Source organism: Streptomyces sp. NPDC005752 (genome assembly GCF_040630715.1).
GTDB lineage: Bacteria > Actinomycetota > Actinomycetes > Streptomycetales > Streptomycetaceae > Streptomyces.
Genome location: NZ_JBEXYB010000046.1, coordinates 1 through 23,981, shown reverse-complemented (window position 1 = coordinate 23,981; position 23,981 = coordinate 1). Strand labels below are relative to the sequence as shown.

Below are 23,981 nucleotides of genomic sequence, written 5' to 3'. Positions count from 1 at the left end.
CCTACCAGGCCTGCGGCGGGCCACCGAGGGGCGGCCGGCCGCCCGGCGGCGCGGTGGCGGGAACGGCTCGGCGCCTGGCCAGCAGGGTCCACGCCCCGAGCCCCAGGACCAGGACGGAACCCGTACCGATGCCCGCCGCGGCCACCGTCCTCATCGTGCCGCTCACACCGGCGTCGGGAGCGCTCAGGCCGCTCCTGGCCATGTCCCTGTCGTCGTCCGTGACTCCGAAGACCCCGGCGTCCCCCCGGTAGGGCGAGGCCTTGCTGTCGTTGGTGACGTTGATCTTGAGGGTCAGCCCGAGTGCCTCGTCGCCGTAATGCTCGGCGACCTCCGGCGAAAGCGTCACCGACAGGTAGTACCAGCCCGCGAAGCGCATGGCACTGATGTCCGCCGCCGGGTCGTAGCGGTTCTCGTAGGCCACCGGGGGCAGCGGGTCCAGGGCCACCGAACTGGGTGCCCCGGAGTACGACAGCGTCGCGTCGTCCACATGGCCGTGTGCCGGGTTGTGCAGCGCCAGCGCAAGGGCGTTGCCGAGGTACTCCGTCGACTTGCCGCTGTTGCTCAGCGCGGCCGTGGCGAAGATCTGCTGGCCCCAGTCCACGGGCACCCGGTAGAAGCGGGTCTGTCCCGGCGCGATGGCGTCCCCCCACTCACCGGGCTCCAGACCGGTGGCATCGTGGAAACCGCTGCCACCCGAACGCTTCTGCTTCCCGGTGGGCGGCGTGGGGGAGGCGGAGGGCCAGTTCTCCGGCGCCTCGGTCGGCAGCGTCTTCTTGTCCTCGGGCACCGGCTCGGCCTCGTAGCGCAGCTCCAGGTCCCAGGCCTCGGGGGACGAAGTCGCCTTGCTCTCACGCTCGATCAGGACGTTGTAGGTGTCGCCCGCCGAACAGGTGGTGCTGCCCTTCTCCACGGTCCGCCAGGCGTACGCGGCGATCGGATGCGGGAACTCGGCCGACCCGAAGTCCGCGTCCTCGGAGCTGCACCGGGTGTCGTCGAGGTCCCTGACGCTGATCGTGATGCCGTCCCCGTAGGCGACCTTTCCGCCCGTCTTCGGCACGGCCACGGCCGAGACGTACGCATCGGTCGTGTCGTCGAGTTCCAGACGGTAGTAGAGCTTCTGTCCGTTCCTGATGGAACTCCTGTAGACCGAACCGGCCTTCAGCTCCGCCGCGTCGGCGTTCGACTCCGCGCCCTGGACCCATGCCGCGGCAGGGTCGAAGGTGTACGCCGCGGAGCCGTCGGCCGCGTGCGCCTGGCCCGGCAGCGCCGCGACCGCGCACCCCGCCGCGATCGCCGCCAGCGCCACGCGGCCCCTGTTGCGCTGCCTGTTCACGCGCTTCCCCTCGTCGTCTGCGTGCCCGTCCTGCGCCGTCTGCGTACGAGCAGGATGCCGGCGGTCAGAACGGCTACGGCGCCCGCTCCTGCGGCCGCGATGCCGGTCCATCCTGCCCCGCCCGGACCACCGCTGTCTGCGGCCCCCTCCGTATCGCCGTCCTTGCCCGCCTCGGTACCGCTGGGCCCTTCCTCCAGTGCGGGGGCCCCGTGCTCGGGGCCCGACAGCTCTTCACCCAGGACCGCCACCCTCAGCACCACGCCGATACGCGGGTTCTCGGCGATCTCCGCCGCCTTGGCCCCCAGGGTCACCGCGATGTAGAAGTCGCCGCCCGCACGCACCGGCCGGACAGCGGAAGGGGACTCGTAGCGGTTGGTCCACGCGACCGGGACGGAGCCCATCCGCAGCGCCGCGGGCCGCCCGCTGTACTTCGTGACCGAACGGAACTCGCCCCCGCCGCCGACCGGACAGCGCGCCGGAGTGAACAGCTGCGTCCCCCCGTACGAGTAGGCGGCCAAGCCGTCCACCGTGGGCTCGTTGGCGAACTCCACGTCGTAGCGCACCTGCTGGCCCCACCCGGTCGGCACCTTGTACCAGAGGGTCTGCGACGGCAGGATCCTGTCCCGCCACACACCCCCGCCGAGTTCTGTGGCGTCGTTGAAACCCGTGCCGCCGCGCACATCATGTGGATCCCCCGTCGGCAGCGCGGCGTCCTTCCCACCCCTCCCGTACTCGGGCCGGGACTGCGCGGGGGTGACTTTGTCGGACAGCGGCGTCTCCACGCCGTACAGCAGCTCCAGGGGCCAGCGGGCGCTGTCGGAGCCCGCCTTGCTCTGTCGCTCGACCACCAGCCAGTAACGGCCCGCCTCGTCGCAGCTACGGTTCCCGCCCTCCGAACGGATACGGGACACGGCCGAGGTCAACGGAGCCGCACCCTCCTGCTGGAGGAAACGCGCGGTGTCCGACTCACAGGTGGTACCGCCGTCGCCGTACGCCAGACCCGTGCTCAGGGCGTCGAGGCTGTCCACTGCCGCACCCGGCTGCGGGACCGCGGTGGCCGCGAAGTCCGCCGCCGAGGCCGCGTCGAGATTCACGGCGTAGTACCGCTTCTCGCCGGGCCCGATGGTGTCCAGGTACTGCCCGGGGGCCATGGCGGGAGCCTTGGCCGCGGTGGCAGCTCCCTCGACCCTTTCGCCCTTCAACCGGTACCCGTCGACGGAGAGTTGCGCGGACCTCTGCAGCTGGCGGGCCAGTGCGTCCGCGTCCGGTGCGTCGTAGTAACGCCCGTTACCCGCCTCCGCGACGCACTCGAGCTGCTCCCGCGCCGCGCCCTCGACCTGGAAGCCCACGGTGTCGATACGCAGCCCGTCACCTTGCCTGCCGAGCCGCTCAGCGACCTCACAGGGGTTCGGCGTACCGCAGTTGGCCTCGCCGTCGGAGATCAGAAGGATCGTGCGCGTCCCGACGGCGCCGTCCGAGGGCGCGGGAAGGTCCTCGGCTGCCTTCCGCAGGGACAGCCCGATCGGGGTGTCCCCCCGCGGCTGCACGCCCGCGACCGCCTGTTTCATCGCTGCCCGGTCCAGCGAACCCACCGGACGCACGAGACGGGTGTCCGTGCAGCCCCGCGCCCGGTCGGCCCCGTACACCCGCAGACCCGTCGGATGCCCGTCCGGCAGCGCGTCGACCACGGTTCCCACGGCCGTACGGGCGGTCTCCATCCGGGTTCTGCCCGTGCCGTCGTCGTCACTCATGGAACCCGAGGAGTCGAGCACCATGACGAGGCTGCCGCCGCCCGGGGCGTCCCTACCGGCGGCCCCGGGCGCCGCCGGCACGGACGCCACTGCGGGCAACACCCCGGCCAGCAGCGCGAACAGCGCTCCGCCGACGCAGACCGCCGCCCTCGCCCTACGACTGCGTGTCCCCGCCCTCGACCCTGCGCTCACGCATCCCCCTCGGTCACCCGCAGATCACGAACACTTTGCTTCTGCAAGCTAATGATTTGCTTGGGTGAACTCAAGGGGGCGCACGTCACGGTCCGGCAACAACGGGCCCGGATAGCAGAAAGCCCCGACCGCTCGGCGGTCGGGGCTTCTAGCAGACTGTTCCGTCTCACACACCTGAACCTGCGGGCACGGAGTCGGTCGCCTCCGTCCACAGATCCTGCTCGGCGCGATCCGCCTGGATCTGGCGGTACACGAGGAGCCCGCCGATGGCGGCCAGTGCGACCAGGAGAAGCTTCTTCACCGCGCGACCTCGTCTTTCCTTGACGTAAGGGGACTTCTGGCGCCCGACTATACACACCGGCCGATACCGATCGGTGACCTGCCCGGAACCCTGCCGCCACCCGTTCCGCACCCCCGCCGGGACCTTCCGTCACCCCTGGAACAGCTCCCCCGAGCCGGTTGAACCATAAGAGTGGTGTTCATCAGAAGATCGGCGCACCGGGGGCGTCGGTCCCGGTTTCCACGGGCCAGATCCACATCATCGGAAAGGTAAGCAAACCGGACCACCTGAAAGCGAGGGGCCATGAGCACCTTCAGGGTCAAGAGCATCTGGACCGCCTTCATCACCGCCTTCTTCGCACTTCTCGCTTCGCTGGGCCTCGCCACCGCCCAGGCCTCGGCCGCGGAGCCGGCCGTCACGAGCCACGAGCACACGGGCGCCAATCCGGCAACCGCACCCTCCCCCTCCGTCCGATGGACCCTTCCGCGTGACAGGGCACTGCCACCGACGATGAAGCAGCGCATCCGCGCCGAGGCACACGGCTCCTCCCCGGCCACCCGCCAGCTGTCCGCAGACACCACGGACGCCGCTCAGGCCTCGAGCAGTTCCCGCACCGCTCACAGCGCCACACCTGCCGGGGACTCGGCCCCGCTGCCACCCTGAGGGCGTCGCGCACGCCACCCAGGCCCCTGGTCCGGTTCACACCGGCGGGGGCCTTTTCCGTGCGCTCCCCTGTCCGGGCGGACCCCACCGTTCCGTACCGGCGGACCGACGTGCATCGGCCCGTGGGGTCGGTGCAAGGCCCGGCCTCACGCCGATCGGTGCTCGCCTCGCCCCGATCCGGCGGCATCTCCCGGCTCGAGCCGGAAGTCAGCCGGATCAGCACGCCCATGGACGTCTGCACGCGCGCCGTCGGAGACAGCGAGCGGGAAGCGGTGGGCAGGCTCGCCGAACTCCTGGAAGATCCAGGCGCCGGCCGATCCTTCCAGCGGATGGTCAGCGGCTACGCCTGCCCCGCACCCAGATCACGCCGAAAGCCACCGCGGCGACCACGGTCAGAAAGATCGCCCCGAGGACCACTGTCACCCCGGCCGAGATCACCAGGATTCCCCACCACGGCGGATCGCCTTCCACAGTCCTCCCTCACGAAGCATGCGCACCACGCACGACGCTTAAGGCACAGGGGCTGGTTCCGTGACCGTCATTGATGTCAGCCGTACACGCCGAAGGCCCCCCACCGTTACCGGTGGGGGGCCTTCGTGCTGGTGGGGCTAACAGGATTTGAACCTGTGGCCTCATCCTTATCAGGGATGCGCTCTAACCAACTGAGCTATAGCCCCGCCGCGCTGCTGCGCTGACTTCTGAAGATTAGCGCACGTCGGGGCCAGTCCCAAAATCGATACCCGGCGTCCTACTCGTCCTCGGCGAGCGTGAGCTCCACGCCACCCACGAAGCCGGCCGACAGGTTGTAGATGAACGCGCCCAGCGTGGCCAGCGCAGTGGCCAGCACCACATCGATCACCGCGATGACCGAGGTGAAGATGAGTACACGGGGCAGCGAAAGGAACGACTGCAGATCGAAGCCGTTGCTCTCGTTGGAACCGGTGGCCTCACTGATCGTGCCGCCCACGGTGGAGAAGACCCCCATCGCGTCCATCACCATCCACAGGACAGCGGCCGCGACCACCGTGCAGATGCCGAGGGCGATGGAGAGCAGGAAGCTGACCTTCATCACCGACCACGGGTCGGCCTTCGCCACCCGCAGACGCGCCTTGCGGGTACGCGGAGTGGTCCGCGCCCCTGTACGGGGCAGCCGGGTCGCCTGCGTGCCGCCGACGCCCTGTACACCGCCCTGTGTGCCTCCGCCCTGCGTACCGCCCGCAGGCGACTGGTACGCCTGGGGCGGGTGGTAGGGCCCCGCCTGACCCGATGCGGGCTCCCGCTCGCCGGGCAACGGCCCGGTCGCGTACCCCTCGTACTGCGGCTGAGGTCCCCGAGTGTCCGTCACAGTGCCCCCTTGGGAGTCCGTGGCAGAGCCACGGACGCCGTTCGCGCCTGCTCCGGAAGCGGCCGAACCGGCGCCCGTGGCTCCACTCACGTTCTACTCCTCGTGCTCCCCGGCCGAGGGCGCCGTGCCCTCGGCTGTGCCCTCGACCACGGTCTCGGCATGGGCCTCGATCGTGGCGCCTTCGGCCTCATCGGTCCCGTCGACCTCTTCGGCCTCGCGACCGGCCTCGGCGTTGCGTGCGATACCGACGACGGCATCGCGCTTGCCCAGATTGATCAGTTGGACGCCCATGGTGTCACGGCCCGTCTCCCTGACTTCATTGACTCGCGTTCGGATCACGCCGCCGCCGAGCGTGATGGCGAGGATCTCGTCCGCCTCCTCCACCACCAGCGCGCCGACGAGGGACCCGCGGTCCTCGACGATCTTTGCCGCCTTGATGCCCAGACCGCCGCGGCCCTGGACGCGGTACTCGTCGACAGCGGTCCGCTTCGCGTACCCGCCGTCGGTGGCAGTGAACACGAACGTACCGGGCCGGACAACATTCATCGAGAGCAGTTCGTCTCCCGCCCGGAAACTCATGCCCTTCACACCGGAGGTGGCACGGCCCATGGGGCGCAGCGCGTCGTCCGTCGCGGTGAACCTGATCGACTGGGCCTTCCTGCTGATGAGCAGCAGATCGTCCTCGGCCGACACCAGCTCCGCACCGATCAGCTCGTCGTCCGCGCCGCTCTCCGTCTCCCGGAGGTTGATCGCGATGACGCCTCCGGAGCGAGGCGAGTCGTAGTCCTTGAGCGAGGTCTTCTTCACCAGACCGCCCTTGGTCGCCAGGACCAGGTAGGGCGCGGCCTCGTAGTCGCGGATCGCCAGGATCCGCGCGATCTGCTCGTCCGGCTGGAACGCCAGGAGGTTCGCGACATGCTGGCCACGCGCGTCCCGGCCGGCGTCCGGCAGCTCGTACGCCTTGGCCCGGTAGACCCGGCCCTTGTTGGTGAAGAACAGCAGCCAGTGGTGCGTCGTCGACACGAAGAAGTGGTCGACGATGTCGTCTTCCCTGAGCTTCGTGCCACGCACGCCCTTGCCGCCGCGCTTCTGCGAACGGTAGTCGTCCGTCTTGGTGCGCTTGACGTAGCCGCCACGGGAGATGGTGACGACGATGTCCTCCTCGGCGATGAGGTCCTCGATGGACATGTCACCGTCGAAGGGCACCAGCTTGGAGCGCCGGTCGTCGCCGAACTTGTCGACGATCGCGGCCAGTTCCTCGCTGACGATCTCCCGCTGCTTCGCGGGGGAGGCCAGGATCTCGTTGTACTCGTTGATCTTCGCCTGGAGCTCGTCGTGCTCTGCGGTGATCTTCTGGTGCTCAAGCGCGGCCAGGCGGCGCAGCTGCATCTCCAGGATCGCGTTCGCCTGGATCTCGTCGATCTCCAGCAGGCCCATCAGGCCCTCGCGCGCGATCTCGACCGTGTTGCTGCGGCGGATGAGCGCGATGACCTCTTCGATCGCGTTCAGCGCCTTGAGCAGGCCGCGCAGGATGTGCGCCCGCTCCTCGGCCTTGCGCAGCCGGAACTTCGTGCGCCGGACGATGACCTCGATCTGGTGCGTCACCCAGTGGCGGATAAACGCGTCGATCGACAGCGTGCGCGGCACCCCGTCGACGAGCGCCAGCATGTTCGCGCCGAAGTTCGACTGCAGATCGGTGTGCTTGTAGAGGTTGTTCAGCACGACCTTGGCAACCGCGTCACGCTTCAGCACGACGACCAGTCGCTGGCCCGTGCGCGAGGACGTCTCGTCCCGAACGTCCGCGATGCCGCCGACCTTGCCGTCCTTCACCAGGTCGGCGATCTTCTGCGCGAGGTTGTCAGGGTTCGTCTGGTACGGAAGTTCCGTGACGACCAGGCACTGACGGCCCTGGATCTCCTCGACCGCCACCACCGCGCGCATCGTGATGGAGCCACGTCCGGTGCGGTACGCCTCCTCGATGCCCTTACGGCCGACGACGAGCGCGCCCGTCGGGAAGTCCGGGCCCTTGATCCGCTCCAGCAGGGCGTCCAGGAGCTCCTCGGGCGAGGCCTGCGGGTTCTCCAGGTACCACTGCGCACCTGCGGCGACCTCGCGCAGGTTGTGCGGCGGAATGTTGGTGGCCATGCCCACCGCGATGCCCGCCGAGCCGTTGATCAGCAGGTTCGGGAAGCGGGCCGGCAGGACGACCGGCTCCTGGTTGCGGCCGTCGTAGTTGTCCTTGAAGTCGACGGTCTCCTCGTCGATGTCCCGGACCATCTCCATGGACAGCGGCATCATCTTGCACTCGGTGTACCGCATGGCGGCGGCCGGGTCGTTGCCCGGGGAACCGAAGTTGCCGTTGGAGTCCACGAGCGGCATGCGCATCGACCAGTGCTGCGCCAGTCGCACGAGCGCGTCGTAGATCGAGGAGTCGCCGTGCGGGTGGTACGTACCCATGACGTCACCGACGACGCGGGCGCACTTGTAGAAGCCCTTCTCGGGCCGGTAGCCACCGTCGTACATCGCGTACAGCACGCGGCGGTGGACGGGCTTCAGACCGTCCCGAACGTCGGGCAGCGCACGCGACACGATGACGGACATCGCGTAGTCGAGGTAGGAGCGCTGCATCTCCGTCTCGAGCCCGACGGGCTCGACACGCATGCCCACGCCCGGGACGGCGGGCTCCTCTTCGGGCATCACAGGGGTGTTCTCGTCGGCCATTGCTGGTCAAAGTCCTTTCGAGCTGCGGCTTGGAGGGTCCGTCTCCCAATCGCCGGACCCTCCTTCTTGTACGGCCGACTCAGATGTCGAGGAAGCGGACGTCCTTGGCGTTGCGCTGGATGAACGAGCGCCGCGCCTCGACGTCCTCGCCCATCAGCACGGAGAACAGGTCGTCGGCCTGAGCCGCGTCGTCCAGCGTGACCTGGCCCAGCACACGGTGGTCGATGTCCATCGTGGTGACGCGCAGCTCCTCGGCGTTCATCTCACCGAGACCCTTGAATCGCTGGATCGAGTCTTCCTTGATCCGCTTGCCGTTCTGCTTGCCGAGCGCCACCAGTGCGTCGCGCTCACGATCCGAGTACGCGTACTCGAAGTCGTCCCGGCCCCACTTGATCTTGTAGAGCGGCGGGCGCGAGAGGTAGACGTGCCCGGACTCGACCAGCGGACGCATGAAGCGGAACAGGAAGGTGAGCAGCAGGGTGTTGATGTGCTGGCCGTCGACGTCGGCGTCCGCCATCAGAATGATCTTGTGATAGCGGAGCTTCTCGATGTCGAAGTCCTCGTGGACCCCGGTACCGAAGGCCGAGATCAGCGCCTGGACCTCGGTGTTCTGCAGGATCTTGTCGATGCGGGCCTTCTCGACGTTCAGGATCTTGCCTCGGATCGGCAGGATGGCCTGGTACATCGGGTTACGGCCGGACTTCGCCGAACCACCGGCGGAGTCACCCTCGACGATGAAGATCTCGCACTTCGTCGGGTCGTTCGACTGGCAGTCGCTGAGCTTGCCGGGCAGCGAGGCGCTCTCCAGGAGCCCCTTGCGCCGGGTCAGGTCACGGGCCTTGCGCGCCGCGACCCGGGCCGTGGAGGCCGCGATGCCCTTGCGGATGATGTCGGCGGCCTCGTTGGGGTTCCGGTCGAACCAGTCCGTCAACTGCTCGTGGACGACCTTCTGGACGAAGGTCTTCGCCTCGGTGTTGCCCAGCTTGGTCTTCGTCTGACCCTCGAACTGCGGCTCGCCCAGCTTGACCGAGATGATCGCCGTGAGGCCCTCGCGGACGTCCTCACCCGTGAGGTTGTCGTCCTTCTCGCGCAGCAGCTTCTTGTCGCGCGCATAGCGGTTGACCAGCGAGGTCAGCGCCGCGCGGAAACCCTCCTCGTGCGTACCGCCCTCGTGCGTGTGGATCGCGTTGGCGAAGGAGTAGACACCCTCGGTGTACTGCGTGTTCCACTGCATGGCGATCTCGGCCGAGAGGAGTCGATCCTTGTCCTCGGCCTCGATGTCGATCACCGACTGGTGAATGAGGTCGCCCTTGCGGGAGTTGAGGTACTTGACGAAGTCGACGATGCCGTCCTCGTAGTGGTACGTGACCGTCCGGGTCGCCTCTTCCTCGGGGACGTCGACGGCCTCGGCGCTGTCCGCGCCGGCCGTGGCCTTCGCCGCCTCGCGCTCGTCGGTCAGCTTGAGGGTGAGTCCCTTGTTGAGGAACGCCATCTCCTGGAAGCGGCGCGAGAGGGTCTCGAAGGAGTACTCGGTGGTCTCGAAGACGTCTCCGTCGGCCCAGAAGGTGACGGTCGTCCCTGACTCCTCCGTGGCCTCGTGACGGGCCAGTGGAGCGGTCGGGACACCGAGTTTGTAGTCCTGGGTCCAGCGGTAGCCGTCCGTCTTGACCTCCACGGCGACCCGCGTGGACAGGGCATTGACGACGGACACGCCGACGCCGTGCAGACCACCGGATACGGCGTAGCCGCCGCCGCCGAACTTGCCGCCGGCGTGCAGCACGGTGAGGACGACCTCGACGGCCGGCTTGCCCTCGGACGGCACGATGCCGACCGGGATGCCGCGGCCGTTGTCCACGACGCGCACCCCGCCGTCCGCGAGGATCGTGACGTCGATGGTGTCCGCGTGCCCGGCCATGGCCTCGTCGACCGAGTTGTCGACAACCTCTTGCACGAGGTGGTGGAGACCGCGCTCACCGGTCGACCCGATGTACATACCGGGTCGCTTGCGGACCGCGTCCAGGCCTTCCAGCACGGTGATCGCGCTGGCGTCGTACGACGCGGTGACCTCGCCGGGCTCACCGGCTGTGGACGGGATGTTCTCGTTGGGGTTGCCGGAATCGGCCACGAAGCGCCCTTTCTGGCACAGCACAGGCCGTTCTCCGGCAGGCGGGAGCGGCTGCGTCGTTCGGCTTGTATCGACGACTCCCGCGAGGAAGCGGGATTGTCCATCAGTCTACCGGTAGCGCTGACATGAATGGGGGTTTGCCGGTGCCTGAGTACGCATGTGCCGCCCTGAATGAGCGGCTGACGACTCCCCATATTCAGGAAGGGGCCCCGGGAGGCTCACGAGGGCATTGCGCGCTTCGGGCTGTCAACCTCCCGCTACGGTGAGGGACGCCCCACGCTCTTCGGGCGACCTGAATCAGCACACAGCAGCACATACCGGAAACACCGGGCTGCGGATGAACCGGCACAGAAGCGGATCATCCACCCCTCGGGCCGTCTCGTCGCGGGCCGGGAACCAAAGGCTCCGGAAACCGAGATCCCAGCTCAGCCGTAGGTGTCGCCGGGCCCCTTGCTCCCCGGAGCACGGAGTGGGCCGAATCTGCGCTGCGGACCCCCCGGACCGAGCACTCTGATCATCCGCACGGTGCCCTGGCCCAGGTCCGTGTTCAGCCGGGCCACCAGCTGCGGCGCCAGCAGCCGGAGCTGCGTCGCCCACGCCGTCGAATCGCACTGCACGGTCAGAACCCGCTCGGCCGGATCCTCGTCGTAGCGCACCGGCACGCAGTGATTGGCGAGATCGCCCCCGACGATCTGCGGCCAGCGCCCCATCACGCCGCCGACTGCCGCCGGAGTCTCCCAGCCCCGCTCCGTGATGAGCCGGTTGATCGCCGATCCCAGAGCCAGCGGATCACGGCCGTCGGACCGGGCGCCGGACCGCAGGCCGCCGCCCCGCCTCGCCTGATTCTTCTGCTGCGCCGCCGCGCCCCGGGCACGGGCCTGCTCCTTCGCCGCGCGAAGGGCCACGCGCGCCAGATCGACGCCCGACACCTCGGGCTGCTTCGCCGTGCCCTGCGTGGGTTCGCCCTGCTCGTCCGGACCGCTCACAGCCGCTCCACCGCCCCCGCGGACACCGCGTACCGCGCCCCGGCCAGCACTCCCGGTACGTCGTCGTCCACAGCGGCAGTCACCAGTACCTGTTCCCCGGGTGCCACGAGCTCCGCCAGACGCTCACGACGGCGCGCGTCCAGCTCGGCGAACACGTCGTCGAGCACCAGCACCGGCTCGTTGCCCTCGGTGCGGAGCAGATCGTACGAGGCCAGCCGCAGCGCCAGGGCGTACGACCAGGACTCGCCGTGGCTCGCGTACCCCTTCGCCGGCATTCCGCGCAGTCCCAGCACCAGGTCGTCACGGTGCGGGCCGACCAGGGTCACACCACGCTCGATCTCCTGCTTGCGCGCCTCGGCCAGGGCCGCCATCACCTGCTCGTACAGCTCCTCGCGGGTTCGCGCGGGCTCCACGTCGGCGCCGACCGAGCTGCGGTACTCCAGCGTCACGGGTCCACCGCCAGGGGCTACGTCACCGTACGCCTTGTCCGCCAGCGGCTGCAGGGTCGCGATCAGGTCCAGCCGCTGGGCCAGCAGTTCCGCCCCCACCCGGCCCAGGTGCTGGTCCCAGACGTCGAGCGTGGACAGGTCCATCGACCTGCCTCCGTGCCTGCGGGCCATGGCCGCGGACTTCAGCAGGGTGTTGCGCTGCTTCAGCACCCGTTCGTAGTCGGAGCGGACTCCGGCCATCCGGGGGGAGCGGGCCGTGATCAGCTCGTCCAGAAAGCGCCGCCGCTCGCCGGGATCGCCCTTCACCAGGGCCAGGTCCTCGGGAGCGAAAAGCACCGTCCGAACTATCCCCAGGACGTCACGCGGTCTGACCTGCGAGGACCTGTTGATCCGTGCTCGATTGGCACGGCCCGGATTGAGTTCGAGCTCGATCAGCTGGGAGCGCTCGCCCTGGGTGACCGCGGCACGCACGACGGCGCGCTCCGCACCCATCCGGACCAGGGGCGCGTCGGAGGACACCCGGTGGCTGCCGAGCGTGGCGAGATAACCGACAGCCTCCACCAGGTTGGTCTTGCCCTGGCCGTTGGGCCCCACGAACGCGGTGACGCCCGGATCGAGAGGCACCTCGACCCGGGCGTACGAACGGAAGTCGGCCAGCGAGAGATGCGTGACGTGCATGGTCGCGGACCTTTCCGACTGCTCTGCTGTGTGCTGCTGCCGCCTGCTGCCGACGGCTACTTCTTGTTCTCCACCGCGTGGCCGCCGAACTGGTTGCGCAGCGCGGCGATCATCTTCATCTGCGGCGAGTCGTCCTGACGCGAGGCGAAGCGCGCGAACAGGGACGCGGTGATCGCGGGCAGCGGCACCGCGTTGTCGATGGCGGCCTCGACCGTCCACCGGCCCTCGCCGGAGTCCGCGGCGAAGCCACGGAGCTGGTCCAGGTGCTCGTCGTCGTCCAGCGCGTTGACCGCCAGGTCGAGCAGCCAGGAACGGATGACCGTGCCCTCCTGCCAGGAGCGGAAGACCTCGCGCACGTCCGTGACCGAGTCGACCTTCTCCAGGAGCTCCCAGCCCTCGGCGTAGGCCTGCATCATGGCGTACTCGATGCCGTTGTGGACCATCTTGGCGAAGTGGCCGGCACCGACCTTGCCCGCGTGGACGGAACCGAAGTCGCCCTCGGGCTTCAGTGCGTCGAAGACCGGCTGGACCTTGGCGACGTTCTCCTCCGTACCGCCGTACATCAGGGCGTAGCCGTTCTCCAGGCCCCAGACACCACCGGAGACGCCGCAGTCGACGAAGCCGATGTCCTTGATCCCCAGCTCGACGGCGTGCTTCTCGTCGTCGGTCCAGCGCGAGTTGCCGCCGTCCACGACGACGTCGCCCGGAGAGAGCAGGTCGGCCAGCTCGTCGATGGTCGACTGGGTCGCGGCACCGGCCGGGACCATCACCCACACGACGCGCGGGCCCTTGAGCTTGCCCACAAGCTCTTCGAGGCTGTGGACATCGGCGACGTCCGGGTTGCGGTCGTAACCGATGACCGTGTGCCCTGCGCGGCGGATGCGCTCGCGCATGTTGCCGCCCATCTTGCCGAGGCCGACGAGACCGAGCTCCATCAGAGATTCCTTAAGCGTTGTGCCGATTCGTACCCAGGACCGAGCCTACGCCCGGCCGGGACAGCACGGCGGGGTGCAGCACGGTGGGCCCGCTCTGCGCTGAGCCTGCCCGCCGGAGACTGCCATGACAGGAACGACCGCCGGATCAGCCGGAGAGGCGGACCGGCATGATCAGGTACTTGTACGCGTCGTTCGCCTCGGCGTCGACAGCCGGGCGGCCGCTGAGCAGCGCCGGCTTGGTCGACGTCGTGAAGGAGAGCTGGGCGACCGGGGAGTCGATCGCGCTGAGCCCGTCCAGCAGGAAGGTCGGGTTGAAGGCGATCGAGATGTCGTCGCCCTCCAGCACGGCGTCGACACGCTCCACAGCCTGTGCGTCGTCGCTGGAACCGGCCTCCAGGATCAGCACGCCCTGCTCGAAGCTGAGCCGCACCGGGGTGTTGCGCTCGGCGACGAGGGCCACACGCTTGACGGCCTCGACGAACGGGGCGGTCTCGATGACCGCCACCGAGTTGAACTCGGTGGGGAAGAGCGTCCGGTACTTCGGCAGATCGCCCTCGAGCAGCCGCGTGGTCGTACGCCGGCCCGCGCCCTCGAATCCGATCAGTCCTTCGCCGGCCCCCGACCCGGACAGCGCCAGCGTCACGGTGTCGCCGCTGGTCAGTGCCTTGGCGGTGTCCAGGAGCGTCTTGGCGGGCACCAGGGCCACGGCCGACGCATCGGGGTTCTCCGGCTTCCAGAGGAACTCACGGACCGCGAAGCGGTAGCGGTCGGTCGAGGCGAGGGTGACGGTGTCGCCCTCGATCTCGATCCGGACGCCGGTCAGGACGGGCAGGGTGTCGTCGCGGCCGGCCGCGATGGCGACCTGGGCCGCCGCGGAGGCGAAGATCTCACCGGGGACGGTGCCCGTGGCCGTCGGCATCTGCGGAAGTGCCGGGTACTCCTCCACAGGCAGGGTGTGGAGTGTGAACCGCGAGGAGCCGCAGACCACCGTGGCCCGCACACCGTCTGTGGAGATCTCCACCGGACGGTTCGGCAGGGCACGGCAGATGTCTGCGAGCAGTCGGCCGGAGACGAGCACCGTGCCGTCCTCCTCGATCTCCGCGTCCACCGAGACCTTGGCCGAGACCTCGTAGTCGAAGCTCGAGAAGCTGAGGGCGCCGTCCTCAGCCTTCAGCAGAAGGCCCGCAAGAACGGGCGCCGGCGGACGGGCCGGGAGGCTGCGGGCCACCCAGGCCACCGCCTCCGCGAGTACATCGCGCTCCACCCGGATCTTCACCGGAACCGCCTCCTGCTTTTGCTCGCTCGCCCTACTGGCCTTCGTCGGTTGACCGGGGCTCCCTGCCGAGGGGCTGGGGAACCACCGGGGTCCAGTCTGACGTACGGCACCGACACTCGTTGCTGCTCGGGGTCAAGTCGCGCCGAGAGGTTCGCCGAGGTCGCCGCTCGAGTTGTGCACAGGCCCCACTTCGAAGCGGATTCCTGGCTAACTCTGAGTGGTAGTAGTAGTAGGCCCTGTGGAAACCGTGGATAACGCCATTTTCGCAGCTCAGAGGCTGTTTTTTGTCCACCGACCCTGTGGGTGACACCGGTGGAAAACCAGGCGTTTCTGTGGACACACGAAAGTTCTGCACACCCGATGCACAGGGCGGGGTGACTTCTCCCCAGGGCTGTCCCCAGCTTTACCCACGTTCCCCACAGCCCAACCGGGCTTCCTCGTGTGACGCCTTTCACTCTCGGCAGTGAAAGCGGGTGTTGGGTTGCCGAACAGTGGACAGGGGTGTGGAGAAGCTGGGGACAACGAGGGCTCGCCTGTGGGCCGTCGGTGGACAACATCATCGAGGTCCTGTGGACGAAATTTCTGTCCACAGGCTGTGGATCACGGTTGACCACAAATCCCCAGGCTCCTGACCTGGCCTGATGGAGTATCGGCTGCAGGCCCTGTGGACGCAATCTGGACAACTTCCCAGTCCCCAGGCTGTGGACGCCGGATTTCCCGCTCTTCTGTGGAGAAGAGCCCCCTGCGGACCGTATTCGAACACTTCATAGGTGCGCAGCCGTCGCTCAGGCCGCGGGCCCGGGCATGAACGGGTCCTCGAAGCGGCCTTGGCGGCCTTCCCGGACCACCCGTGGTGGCGGCAGAAGCACTCTCGGAGCCCCACGGATGTCTTCTGACGACAGCCGCGAGGTCCCCTGGCACGCCAAAGGCGCCCCGGGAGGACGTCGTGCGGTCCTCGCGGGGCGCCCCTGGGTGCGCGGTGTGGCCGGGTGTTCCGGCCTGTCAGCCGTTCTTGATGCGGTTGGTGAGCTCGGTGACCTGGTTGTAGATCGAGCGCCGCTCCGCCATGAGGGCACGGATCTTCCGGTCGGCGTGCATCACCGTGGTGTGGTCGCGCCCGCCGAACTGGGCGCCGATCTTGGGCAGGGACAGATCCGTCAGTTCGCGGCACAGATACATCGCGATCTGGCGAGCGGTCACGAGGACTCGGCTGCGGGAGGACCCGCAGAGATCCTCCACGGTGAGACCGAAGTAGTCCGCGGTCGCCGCCATGATGGCCGGCGCGGTGATCTCCGGGGCCGAGTCCTCGCCGCCGGGGATCAGGTCCTTGAGCACGATCTCGGTCAGACCCAGATCCACCGGCTGGCGGTTCAGGCTCGCGAAGGCGGTCACGCGGATGAGAGCGCCCTCCAGCTCGCGGATGTTGCGCGAGATGCGGGACGCGATGAACTCCAGCACCTCCGGCGGGGCGTTGAGCTGCTCCTGCACGGCCTTCTTGCGCAGGATAGCGATACGCGTCTCCAGCTCCGGGGGCTGCACGTCTGTGGTGAGCCCCCACTCGAACCGGTTCCGCAGCCGGTCCTCGAGGGTCACCAGCTGCTTGGGAGGGCGGTCCGAGGACAGCACGATCTGCTTGTTGGCGTTGTGGAGCGTGTTGAAGGTGTGGAAGAACTCCTCCTGCGTCGACTCCTTGCTCGCCAGGAACTGGATGTCGTCGACCAGCAGGATGTCCACGTCCCGGTAGCGCTTGCGGAAGGTGTCGCCCTTGCCGTCGCGGATCGAGTTGATGAACTCGTTGGTGAACTCCTCGGAGCTCACGTAACGCACCCGGGTGCCCGGATAGAGGCTTCGCGCGTAATGCCCGATGGCGTGCAGCAAATGGGTCTTGCCGAGCCCCGACTCCCCATAGATGAAGAGGGGGTTGTACGCCTTCGCGGGGGCCTCGGCGACGGCGACCGCCGCCGCGTGTGCGAAGCGGTTGGACGCCCCGATCACGAACGTGTCGAAGAGGTACTTCGGGTTCAGCCGGGCGTGCGGCTCACCGGTTCCCGGCGGAGGCGCGGACTGCGTGCCCATGGGGCCGCCGGCCCGGCCGGTCCCGTGGCCGCCTTGGCGGTGCTGGGGAGGCTGGTCCTGCAGATCGTGGCGGTCCCGTTGCTGTTCGTAACCCTGGTGCTCCGGCGGCTGCGCGCGGTAGTCGTGCTGCGGCTGCTGGGGGCGGGGGCTCGCGTACGGATCACGGTCCTGGTACCCGCCGTGGCGGGGCTGCCAGGAGAGGTCCTCCTGGGTGCGCGGCCAGGCGCCGGGCTCGGGGCGGTGCTGCTGGTAGCCCGGGTACGCCGGTCGAGCGGTGGGCATGCCGTCGTCGGAGGGCCTGGAGCCGTAGTCGTCGTACCCGTCGCCGCGCGAGGGTTCGTCGTGCTGCGGACCCTGGTAGCGATGGGACTGCTGCCCTTGGTGGGGCTGGTGCATCGGGGGTGCGGGAGGAGCGGGTGGCTCCCCCGCGGAGTCGTCGACGGTGATCGCGATCCGGATCGGACGACCGCACACGCGGGTGAGCGTCTCGCTGATCAGCGGTGCGAGCCGACCCTCGAGGACCCGCTTGCCCCACTCGTTGGGTACGGCCAGCAGCGCTGTGTCAGCGACGAGCGCGAGGGGCTGGCAGCGCTCGATCCACTGCTTGTCCTTCGGCTCGATGCCCTGCTGGCCCTCCCCGAGGAGTTGTTCCAGCACTCGTGGCCACACTGCGGCAAGATCGGCAGGTACGTCAGCCACAAGGCACGCTCTCTCGCATGTCCCACGAATGTGTGCTTCTCGGGACGGGATGGGTCGGGTCGGGTGAGGCCCGGCAGGTGGGAAGGAAAGGAACCGGAGTTCAGCCACGGTAGTCAGGCGGACCCACACGGTTCAAGTCGTTGTCCACAGGCTGTGTACAGAAGCGGGTCGTGCGAAGCTGGTTTGACCGGATGGCGCAGCCGCGCGTACCGTGACCAGGTCGAGTTGTCGATGGCTGCTGCCGCCTGCCTCCGATGGGCAAAGATCACGATCAGTGATTGTGAAGCGGTGCACTAAGGCGTTTACGCGAGTTCCTCGTGGGCGCACGGTGACAGCCAGGCGATGTCCCGCCAACACACGAATCATTTCTGGAGCCCCCGAGTGAGCAAGCGCACCTTCCAGCCGAACAATCGTCGTCGCGCCAAGACCCATGGCTTCCGACTGCGTATGCGTACCCGTGCCGGCCGCGCGATTCTCGCGAACCGCCGTGGCAAGGGTCGCGCCAACCTGTCCGCCTGATCGCGGTCAGGTCATGACGTGCTGCCTACCGAGAATCGGCTGAGGCGGCGCGAGGACTTCGCGGCCGCTGTACGCCGGGGACGCCGGGCCGGACGCCCGCTACTCGTCGTTCATCTACGCAGCGGTGTTACGGACCCGCACGTGACAGGGGAGAGTACTCCCCCGCCACGTGCGGGTTTCGTTGTCAGCAAAGCAGTGGGTGGAGCGGTCGTTCGCACCTCGGTGAAGCGGAAGCTTCGCCATCTGGTCCGCGATCGGCTTGCTCAGCTGCCCCCCGGTAGCCTTGTTGTCGTACGAGCGCTGCCCGGATCGGGTGACGCCGACCATGCACAGCTGGCCCGAGACCTGGACGCCGCTCTACAGCGGCTGCTGGGAGGGGGCGCGCGATGAAGTACCCGCTGCTGGCTCTGATCAAGCTGTATCAGTGGACGATCAGCCCGCTCCTCGGGCCTGTCTGCCGTTACTACCCGTCGTGTTCCCACTATGGATATACGGCGATCGACCGGCACGGTGCGATCAAGGGAACAGCGCTGACCGCATGGCGCATCCTGCGTTGCAATCCGTGGTCACCCGGCGGCGTGGATTACGTACCGCCACGCAAACGTCCGCGTTGGCACGAAATGCTGCGCAACTGTGTGCGTGGCGGCAAGGGCGGGGACTCCGCCGCCGATGTGCCTTCCGGGGGGTCGGTCTCCGAACCCCTGAGCCCGGCCACAGAGACCTCGCCCAAAGCTCAAGGAGCCTGATTAGTGGACACGATTGCCAGTCTGTTCAGCTTTATCACCACGCCCGTTTCGTGGGTCATCGTTCAGTTCCACAAGCTGTACGGAGCGCTCTTCGGCGATGACACGGGGTGGGCCTGGGGCCTGTCCATCGTGTCCCTGGTGGTCCTGATCCGGATCTGCCTGATCCCGCTTTTCGTGAAGCAGATCAAGTCCACCCGGAACATGCAGGTGCTCCAGCCGAAGATGAAGGCGATCCAGGAGCGCTACAAGAACGACAAACAGCGTCAGTCCGAAGAGATGATGAAGCTGTACAAGGAGACGGGCACCAACCCGCTCTCCTCGTGCCTCCCCATCCTGGCGCAGTCCCCGTTCTTCTTCGCCCTGTACCACGTGCTCTCGGCCATCGCCTCGGGCAAGACGATCGGTGTCATCGACCAGCCTCTGCTGGACAGCGCTCGTCAGGCACACATCTTCGGTGCCCCGCTGGCCGCGAAGTTCATGGACAGCGAAGAGAAGGTCCAGGCGCTCGGCGCCTCGCTGACCGACGTCCGTGTCGTGACCGCGATCATGATCGTGATGATGTCCGCGTCCCAGTTCTTCACGCAGCGCCAGCTGATGACGAAGAACGTCGACCTGACGGTCAAGACCCCGTACATGCAGCAGCAGAAGATGCTGATGTACATCTTCCCGGTCATCTTCGCCGTCATGGGTATCAACTTCCCCGTCGGTGTCCTCGTGTACTGGCTGACCACGAACGTCTGGACCATGGGTCAGCAGATGTATGTGATCAACCAGAACCCGACGCCCGGCAGCAAGGCGCAGGACCAGTACCTGGGCCGTGTCCTCAAGAGCGTCACCTCGCACGGCGAGGTTCGTGGCAGGACGCGGCGTAACACCGTCAAGCGAATCGTTGCCAAGGGAACCGACCGCAACGACATCGAGCGCAAGTTCATCACCGGTCTGAGCAAGCTGGGTCTCGCGGCTCAGGAGGACGGGACCGTCGCGAAGAGCGAAGCCGCCGTCCTGGAGGCCGAGGGCGGTGCTGCGGCCAAGCGGCAGCAGCCCAAGCGCCAGACCAAGTCGAAGCGCCACACCGCTGCTACGCATCCCGGGACGTCGAAGGGTTCCGACTCCACCGGCTCGGAATCCAAGACCTCGCTGGAAAAGCAGGACGATACGCCGAAGCCGGCGGACAAGCCCGCCGCATCCGGCTCCTCACGCCAAGCCAAGTCCGGACAGCGCAAGGGCCCGCAGCGGCCCAAGCACCCGTCCAAGAAGTAAGAAGGAGTCCATCCGTGACGGAAGGCACCACCACCACGGCCGCTGAGGGCAGCGACACTCTGACCCGCCTCGAGCAGGAGGGGGAGATCGCGGCTGACTACCTCGAAGGCCTGCTCGACATCGCCGACCTCGACGGCGACATCGACATGGACGTGGAGGCGGACCGGGCCGCGGTCTCGATCATCAGCGAGTCGGCGCGTGACCTGCAGAAGCTCGTGGGACGCGACGGTGAGGTGCTGGAGGCGCTCCAGGAACTGACGCGTCTGGCAGTCAACCGTGAGACCGGTGACCGTAGCCGTCTGATGCTGGACATCGGCGGGTTCCGTGCCAAGAAGCGTGAGGTTCTCGCGGCTCTTGGGGCCAAGGCCGCCGACGAGGTCAAGAGCTCCGGCGAGCCGGTGAAGCTGGAGCCGATGACGCCCTTCGAGCGCAAGGTCGTGCACGACGCGATCGCGGCAGCGGGTCTGCGCAGTGAGTCCGAGGGCGAGGAGCCGCAGCGCTTCGTCGTCGTACTCCCGGCCTGACCTGATCCTTGTACTGTCGGCCCCGTCTGTTCGCAGGCGGGGCCGATCTTTGTCAGCCTGATAGTCAGCGTGCTAATGCGGTACGGAAGGACGGTCCCCGTGACGGAGGAAGCAGAGCTCCCTCAGGCGCCCCAGGAGGCGCAGGCGGTATTCGGTGAGTTCTTTCCGGAGGCTGTCAGGTATGCGGAGCTGCTCGCGGACGCGGGCGTCAAGCGTGGACTGATCGGTCCTCGCGAGGTGCCCCGCCTGTGGGAACGACACCTGCTGAACTGCGCGGTGCTCTCCGAGGTGGTTCCCGAAGGCGTGACCGTGTGCGATGTGGGGTCGGGGGCGGGGCTTCCCGGTATTCCCCTGGCGTTGGTACGGCCCGACTTGAAGATCACGTTGCTCGAGCCGCTGCTGCGGCGCACGAACTTTCTCCAGGAAGTCGTCGAACTGCTGGGACTGGACCATGTGACCGTCGTCCGCGGACGGGCCGAAGAGGTGCTCGGGACACTTCAGCCCGTTCATGTGGTGACAGCCCGAGCAGTTGCCCCGCTCGACCGGCTCGCCGGATGGGGGGTGCCTCTGCTCCGCCCGTACGGCGAGATGCTCGCTCTCAAGGGTGGCACCGCTGAGGAAGAGATTCAGGGAGCTCGTGCCGCCCTGAGCAAGCTCGGAGTGGTCGAAACTGAGGTGCTGCACGTCGGTGAGGGGCTGGTCGATCCTGCGTCCACTGTGGTGCGTGTGGTGGTCGGAGAGAGCCCGGGCGGTGTGAGGTTCGCCGCAAAGCGGGCGAAGGCCGCCAGGGTGGGCCGGGCGCGCAGGCGGCGATAGTCGTCGGCGATGTGAGGGCCTCGGCTGCCCTTTTGTCGCACAGAGGTGCAGTTGTGGGCGTCTAAGCCGATGCTCCTCACATGCAGCCATATGCGCCGCCTGCGGAGTGTCGGGAGCACCCTGCTGGGCTGCGAAGGCATCGTGTTTCACGTGAAACGTCGCTCTCTGCTGCAGGGAATCATCGGCCGCGGTCGTGTGGCTGCCACGCCGCGCGACCGCAAGCCCGTGCGGGCTACGAAGTTGCCCACAGAACCGGATTCATCCACAGAACAGTCGGCCTCGCTGGTTCGCGACCCCGAAAGCATGGCAGGCTCTGTTCATTGCGAGCCTGAAGTCGAGGAGAGTGAATCCTTGCGGTCCGACGCCAACATCGCGGGACCGATGACCGATCCGGTCCCCGGTCCCCGTACTGAGTCCATGGGGGATGGTGTTTCACGTGAAACACCACCACCGATGGACGACACACCTATCGGTCGTGCCGCTCAGCTGGCGGTTGAGGCCCTTGGCCGTGCCGGCGAGGGGTTGCCGCGACCAGACCGGACACGCGTCATGGTCGTGGCCAACCAGAAGGGCGGCGTGGGCAAGACGACGTCGACGGTGAATCTCGCCGCGTCGCTCGCACTGCATGGTGCACGCGTGCTGGTGGTGGACCTCGATCCGCAGGGGAACGCCTCCACGGCTCTGGGGATCGACCATCACGCAGAGGTCCCCTCGATCTACGACGTTCTGGTGGAGAGCATGCCGCTCTCCGAAGTGGTTCAGCCCGTCCCGGACGTCGAAGGTCTTTTCTGCGCGCCGGCGACCATCGATCTTGCCGGTGCGGAGATCGAGCTGGTGTCGCTGGTCGCGCGGGAGAGCCGGTTGCAGCGGGCCATCCAGGCATATGACCAGCCGCTGGACTACATCCTTATCGACTGCCCGCCTTCGCTCGGCCTGCTGACGGTCAACGCGCTTGTGGCCGGTGCAGAGGTGCTCATCCCGATTCAGTGTGAGTACTACGCACTGGAAGGCCTCGGTCAGCTGCTTCGGAACGTCGACCTGGTCCGGGGGCATCTGAATCCGGATCTTCACGTGTCGACGATCCTGCTCACCATGTACGACGGCAGGACCAGGCTCGCCTCACAGGTCGCCGAGGAGGTGCGCACTCACTTCGGTAAGGAGGTGTTGCGGACCAGCATTCCGCGGTCTGTGCGCATCTCGGAGGCGCCGAGCTACGGGCAGACCGTCCTGACGTACGATCCGGGCTCCAGTGGTTCCCTCTCCTACCTCGAGGCGGCGCGTGAGATCGCGCTGAGAGGCGTCGGAGTGCACTACGAGGGCCAGCACGCCCCCTCGAGCGAGGTTGCCCGTCCGGGCGTTCAGAACAGTCAGCAGAGTCATTCGGAGGGCATGCAGTGAGCGAGCGTCGTAGAGGGCTGGGGCGTGGACTCGGTGCACTGATCCCTGCAGCTCCGCAGGAGAAGCAGGTCCCGAGTCCAGCGTCCGGGACGAGTGCGGTGGGCGTATCACCCGTAATGACCGCCGAGCGTGGGGTGGCCGCGGCGAAGTTGGCAGCGCTCCCCTCCGGCGCTTCGGTGCCGGAGCCGAGTTCTCCATTGGGAGAGCGGGAGCACATTGCCGAGGAGACCGACTCTGTAGGGGCCTACTTCGCTGAGATTCCCCTCGCGTCGATCACGCCCAACCCCCGGCAGCCCCGTGAGGTCTTCGACGAAGATGCTCTGGCAGAGCTGGTCACCTCCATCAAGGAGGTAGGTCTCCTCCAGCCCGTCGTCGTGCGCAAGGTCGCCGAGGACCGTTACGAGCTCATCATGGGTGAGCGCCGCTGGAGGGCATGCGGCGAGGCCGGTCTGGATCGCATCCCGGCCATCGTCCGTGCGACGGACGACGAGAAGCTCCTTCTCGACGCGCTCCTGGAGAACCTTCACAGGGCGCAGCTGAATCCCCTGGAGGAGGCGGCGGCGTACGACCAGTTGCTGAAGGACTTCAAGTGCACCCACGATCAGCTCGCGGACCGGATCGGCCGGTCCCGCCCGCAGGTGTCGAACACGCTCCGTCTGCTGCGGCTCTCTCCGCCGGTACAGCGACGGGTCGCGGCAGGAGTCCTGTCGGCCGGGCATGCGAGGGCCTTGCTGTCGGTGGACGACTCCGATGAACAGGACCGGCTGGCTCACCGCATCGTGGCCGAAGGGCTGTCGGTACGTGCGGTCGAGGAGATTGTGAATCTGCTTGGATCCGAGCCCACGAGTTCCGCCAAGCCCAGGGGCCCTAGGGCCGGTGGCCGCGTCGCACCGGCTCTGACCGATCTCGCTTCGCGCCTTTCCGATCGATTCGAGACGCGGGTGAAGGTCGATCTCGGGCAGAAGAAGGGAAAGATCGTCGTCGAGTTCGCCTCGATGGAGGATCTGGACCGCATTCTCGGAAGCCTTGCTCCAGGTGAGGGACGCGTCCTGGAACGGCACAGCGAAGAGGACCAGGCTGACAGCGACGAAGCCTGAGCCAGCGAGACGGCAAAGGGCGGGACGAGTTCCGGAGCCGCGACCACGGACATGGGCCTCCGGCGCGTGTCCGGGCGCGGTGTGGGGGGAACGAAGTCTGCGTTACGCACGT

Annotated in this window: 21 protein-coding genes and 1 tRNA gene; 9 read left to right on the top strand and 13 right to left on the bottom strand. The window is 67.7% G+C overall.

Translation table 11 applies throughout. From position 1 onward, the window contains the following. Position 1: 1 nt before the first annotated feature. The 3 genes from ABZ441_RS29665 to ABZ441_RS29655 all read right to left on the bottom strand — a co-directional run bounded on the left by ABZ441_RS29665 (position 2) and on the right by ABZ441_RS29655 (position 3,577). Positions 2–1,333, bottom strand: a complete 1,332-nt coding sequence (locus tag ABZ441_RS29665; protein ID WP_358979762.1) for a hypothetical protein — start codon at positions 1,331–1,333, stop codon at positions 2–4. Continuing rightward, a complete protein-coding gene (locus ABZ441_RS29660; protein ID WP_358979760.1) occupies positions 1,330–3,276 on the bottom strand; it encodes a VWA domain-containing protein in 1,947 nt (648 codons plus the stop codon). The genes ABZ441_RS29665 and ABZ441_RS29660 overlap by 4 nt, the downstream gene beginning before the upstream one ends. Before the next feature lie 166 nt (positions 3,277–3,442). Continuing rightward, a complete protein-coding gene (locus ABZ441_RS29655) occupies positions 3,443–3,577 on the bottom strand; it encodes a DLW-39 family protein (RefSeq protein WP_003958712.1) in 135 nt (44 codons plus the stop codon). Between the two features lie 282 nt (positions 3,578–3,859). On the opposite strand from ABZ441_RS29655, the gene ABZ441_RS29650 reads away from it, so the two are divergent. Beyond that, complete coding sequence (locus tag ABZ441_RS29650; RefSeq protein WP_358979758.1) at positions 3,860–4,219, top strand: DUF6344 domain-containing protein; 360 nt, start codon at positions 3,860–3,862, stop codon at positions 4,217–4,219. A gap of 333 nt (positions 4,220–4,552) precedes the next feature. On the opposite strand, the gene ABZ441_RS29645 is transcribed toward ABZ441_RS29650, so the two are convergent. The 10 genes from ABZ441_RS29645 to dnaA form a co-directional block, all read right to left on the bottom strand. Continuing rightward, complete coding sequence (locus ABZ441_RS29645) at positions 4,553–4,690, bottom strand: hypothetical protein (RefSeq protein WP_358979756.1); 138 nt, start codon at positions 4,688–4,690, stop codon at positions 4,553–4,555. A gap of 129 nt (positions 4,691–4,819) precedes the next feature. Continuing rightward, a tRNA-Ile gene (locus ABZ441_RS29640) sits at positions 4,820–4,896 on the bottom strand. A 71-nt stretch (positions 4,897–4,967) separates the two neighbouring features. After that, a complete protein-coding gene (locus tag ABZ441_RS29635; RefSeq protein ID WP_358979754.1) occupies positions 4,968–5,564 on the bottom strand; it encodes a DUF3566 domain-containing protein in 597 nt (198 codons plus the stop codon). A 93-nt stretch (positions 5,565–5,657) separates the two neighbouring features. Beyond that, the gene (gene gyrA / locus ABZ441_RS29630) at positions 5,658–8,285 is read right to left on the bottom strand and encodes a DNA gyrase subunit A (RefSeq protein ID WP_358979752.1); all 2,628 of its coding nucleotides are present in this window, start codon (positions 8,283–8,285) and stop codon (positions 5,658–5,660) included. A 79-nt stretch (positions 8,286–8,364) separates the two neighbouring features. After that, complete coding sequence (gene gyrB / locus ABZ441_RS29625; protein WP_358979750.1) at positions 8,365–10,434, bottom strand: DNA topoisomerase (ATP-hydrolyzing) subunit B; 2,070 nt, start codon at positions 10,432–10,434, stop codon at positions 8,365–8,367. Positions 10,435–10,835: 401 nt separating this feature from the next. Then, positions 10,836–11,396 (bottom strand): DciA family protein, encoded by a 561-nt coding sequence (locus ABZ441_RS29620; RefSeq protein ID WP_358979748.1) that lies wholly within the window; start codon positions 11,394–11,396, stop codon positions 10,836–10,838. Further along, positions 11,393–12,523 carry a DNA replication/repair protein RecF gene (recF, locus tag ABZ441_RS29615; protein WP_205019121.1) on the bottom strand — a complete coding sequence of 377 codons (1,131 nt, stop codon included), beginning with the start codon at positions 12,521–12,523 and terminating at the stop codon, positions 11,393–11,395. The genes ABZ441_RS29620 and recF overlap by 4 nt, the downstream gene beginning before the upstream one ends. Before the next feature lie 56 nt (positions 12,524–12,579). After that, entirely contained in the window at positions 12,580–13,458 is an 879-nt protein-coding gene (gene gnd / locus ABZ441_RS29610) for a phosphogluconate dehydrogenase (NAD(+)-dependent, decarboxylating) (protein ID WP_124277886.1), read from the bottom strand. A 145-nt stretch (positions 13,459–13,603) separates the two neighbouring features. Continuing rightward, on the bottom strand, positions 13,604–14,734 hold the full coding sequence (dnaN, locus tag ABZ441_RS29605; RefSeq protein ID WP_358979745.1) for a DNA polymerase III subunit beta: 1,131 nt from the start codon (positions 14,732–14,734) through the stop codon (positions 13,604–13,606). 1,002 nt (positions 14,735–15,736) lie between these two features. Then, positions 15,737–17,509 carry a chromosomal replication initiator protein DnaA gene (gene dnaA, locus ABZ441_RS29600; RefSeq protein WP_358979743.1) on the bottom strand — a complete coding sequence of 591 codons (1,773 nt, stop codon included), beginning with the start codon at positions 17,507–17,509 and terminating at the stop codon, positions 15,737–15,739. A 381-nt stretch (positions 17,510–17,890) separates the two neighbouring features. Between dnaA and rpmH the strand changes: the two genes are divergently transcribed. The 8 genes from rpmH to ABZ441_RS29560 all read left to right on the top strand — a co-directional run bounded on the left by rpmH (position 17,891) and on the right by ABZ441_RS29560 (position 23,869). Continuing rightward, entirely contained in the window at positions 17,891–18,028 is a 138-nt protein-coding gene (gene rpmH / locus ABZ441_RS29595) for a 50S ribosomal protein L34 (RefSeq protein WP_014047156.1), read from the top strand. Positions 18,029–18,046: 18 nt separating this feature from the next. Next, positions 18,047–18,418, top strand: a complete 372-nt coding sequence (rnpA, locus tag ABZ441_RS29590) for a ribonuclease P protein component (protein ID WP_205019123.1) — start codon at positions 18,047–18,049, stop codon at positions 18,416–18,418. Further along, positions 18,415–18,774: a membrane protein insertion efficiency factor YidD gene (gene yidD / locus ABZ441_RS29585; protein WP_099173275.1), complete on the top strand. Its 360-nt coding sequence runs from the start codon at positions 18,415–18,417 to the stop codon at positions 18,772–18,774. The genes rnpA and yidD overlap by 4 nt, the downstream gene beginning before the upstream one ends. A gap of 3 nt (positions 18,775–18,777) precedes the next feature. Beyond that, entirely contained in the window at positions 18,778–20,034 is a 1,257-nt protein-coding gene (yidC, locus tag ABZ441_RS29580) for a membrane protein insertase YidC (RefSeq protein ID WP_358979740.1), read from the top strand. A 14-nt stretch (positions 20,035–20,048) separates the two neighbouring features. Further along, positions 20,049–20,558 carry a R3H domain-containing nucleic acid-binding protein gene (locus ABZ441_RS29575; protein ID WP_205019125.1) on the top strand — a complete coding sequence of 170 codons (510 nt, stop codon included), beginning with the start codon at positions 20,049–20,051 and terminating at the stop codon, positions 20,556–20,558. Between the two features lie 99 nt (positions 20,559–20,657). Continuing rightward, the gene (gene rsmG / locus ABZ441_RS29570; RefSeq protein WP_358979737.1) at positions 20,658–21,374 is read left to right on the top strand and encodes a 16S rRNA (guanine(527)-N(7))-methyltransferase RsmG; all 717 of its coding nucleotides are present in this window, start codon (positions 20,658–20,660) and stop codon (positions 21,372–21,374) included. Between the two features lie 303 nt (positions 21,375–21,677). Next, entirely contained in the window at positions 21,678–22,772 is a 1,095-nt protein-coding gene (locus ABZ441_RS29565) for a ParA family protein (RefSeq protein ID WP_358979818.1), read from the top strand. Next, positions 22,769–23,869: a ParB/RepB/Spo0J family partition protein gene (locus ABZ441_RS29560; protein ID WP_358979735.1), complete on the top strand. Its 1,101-nt coding sequence runs from the start codon at positions 22,769–22,771 to the stop codon at positions 23,867–23,869. Before ABZ441_RS29565 ends, ABZ441_RS29560 begins: the two co-directional genes overlap by 4 nt. Positions 23,870–23,981: the final 112 nt, after the last annotated feature.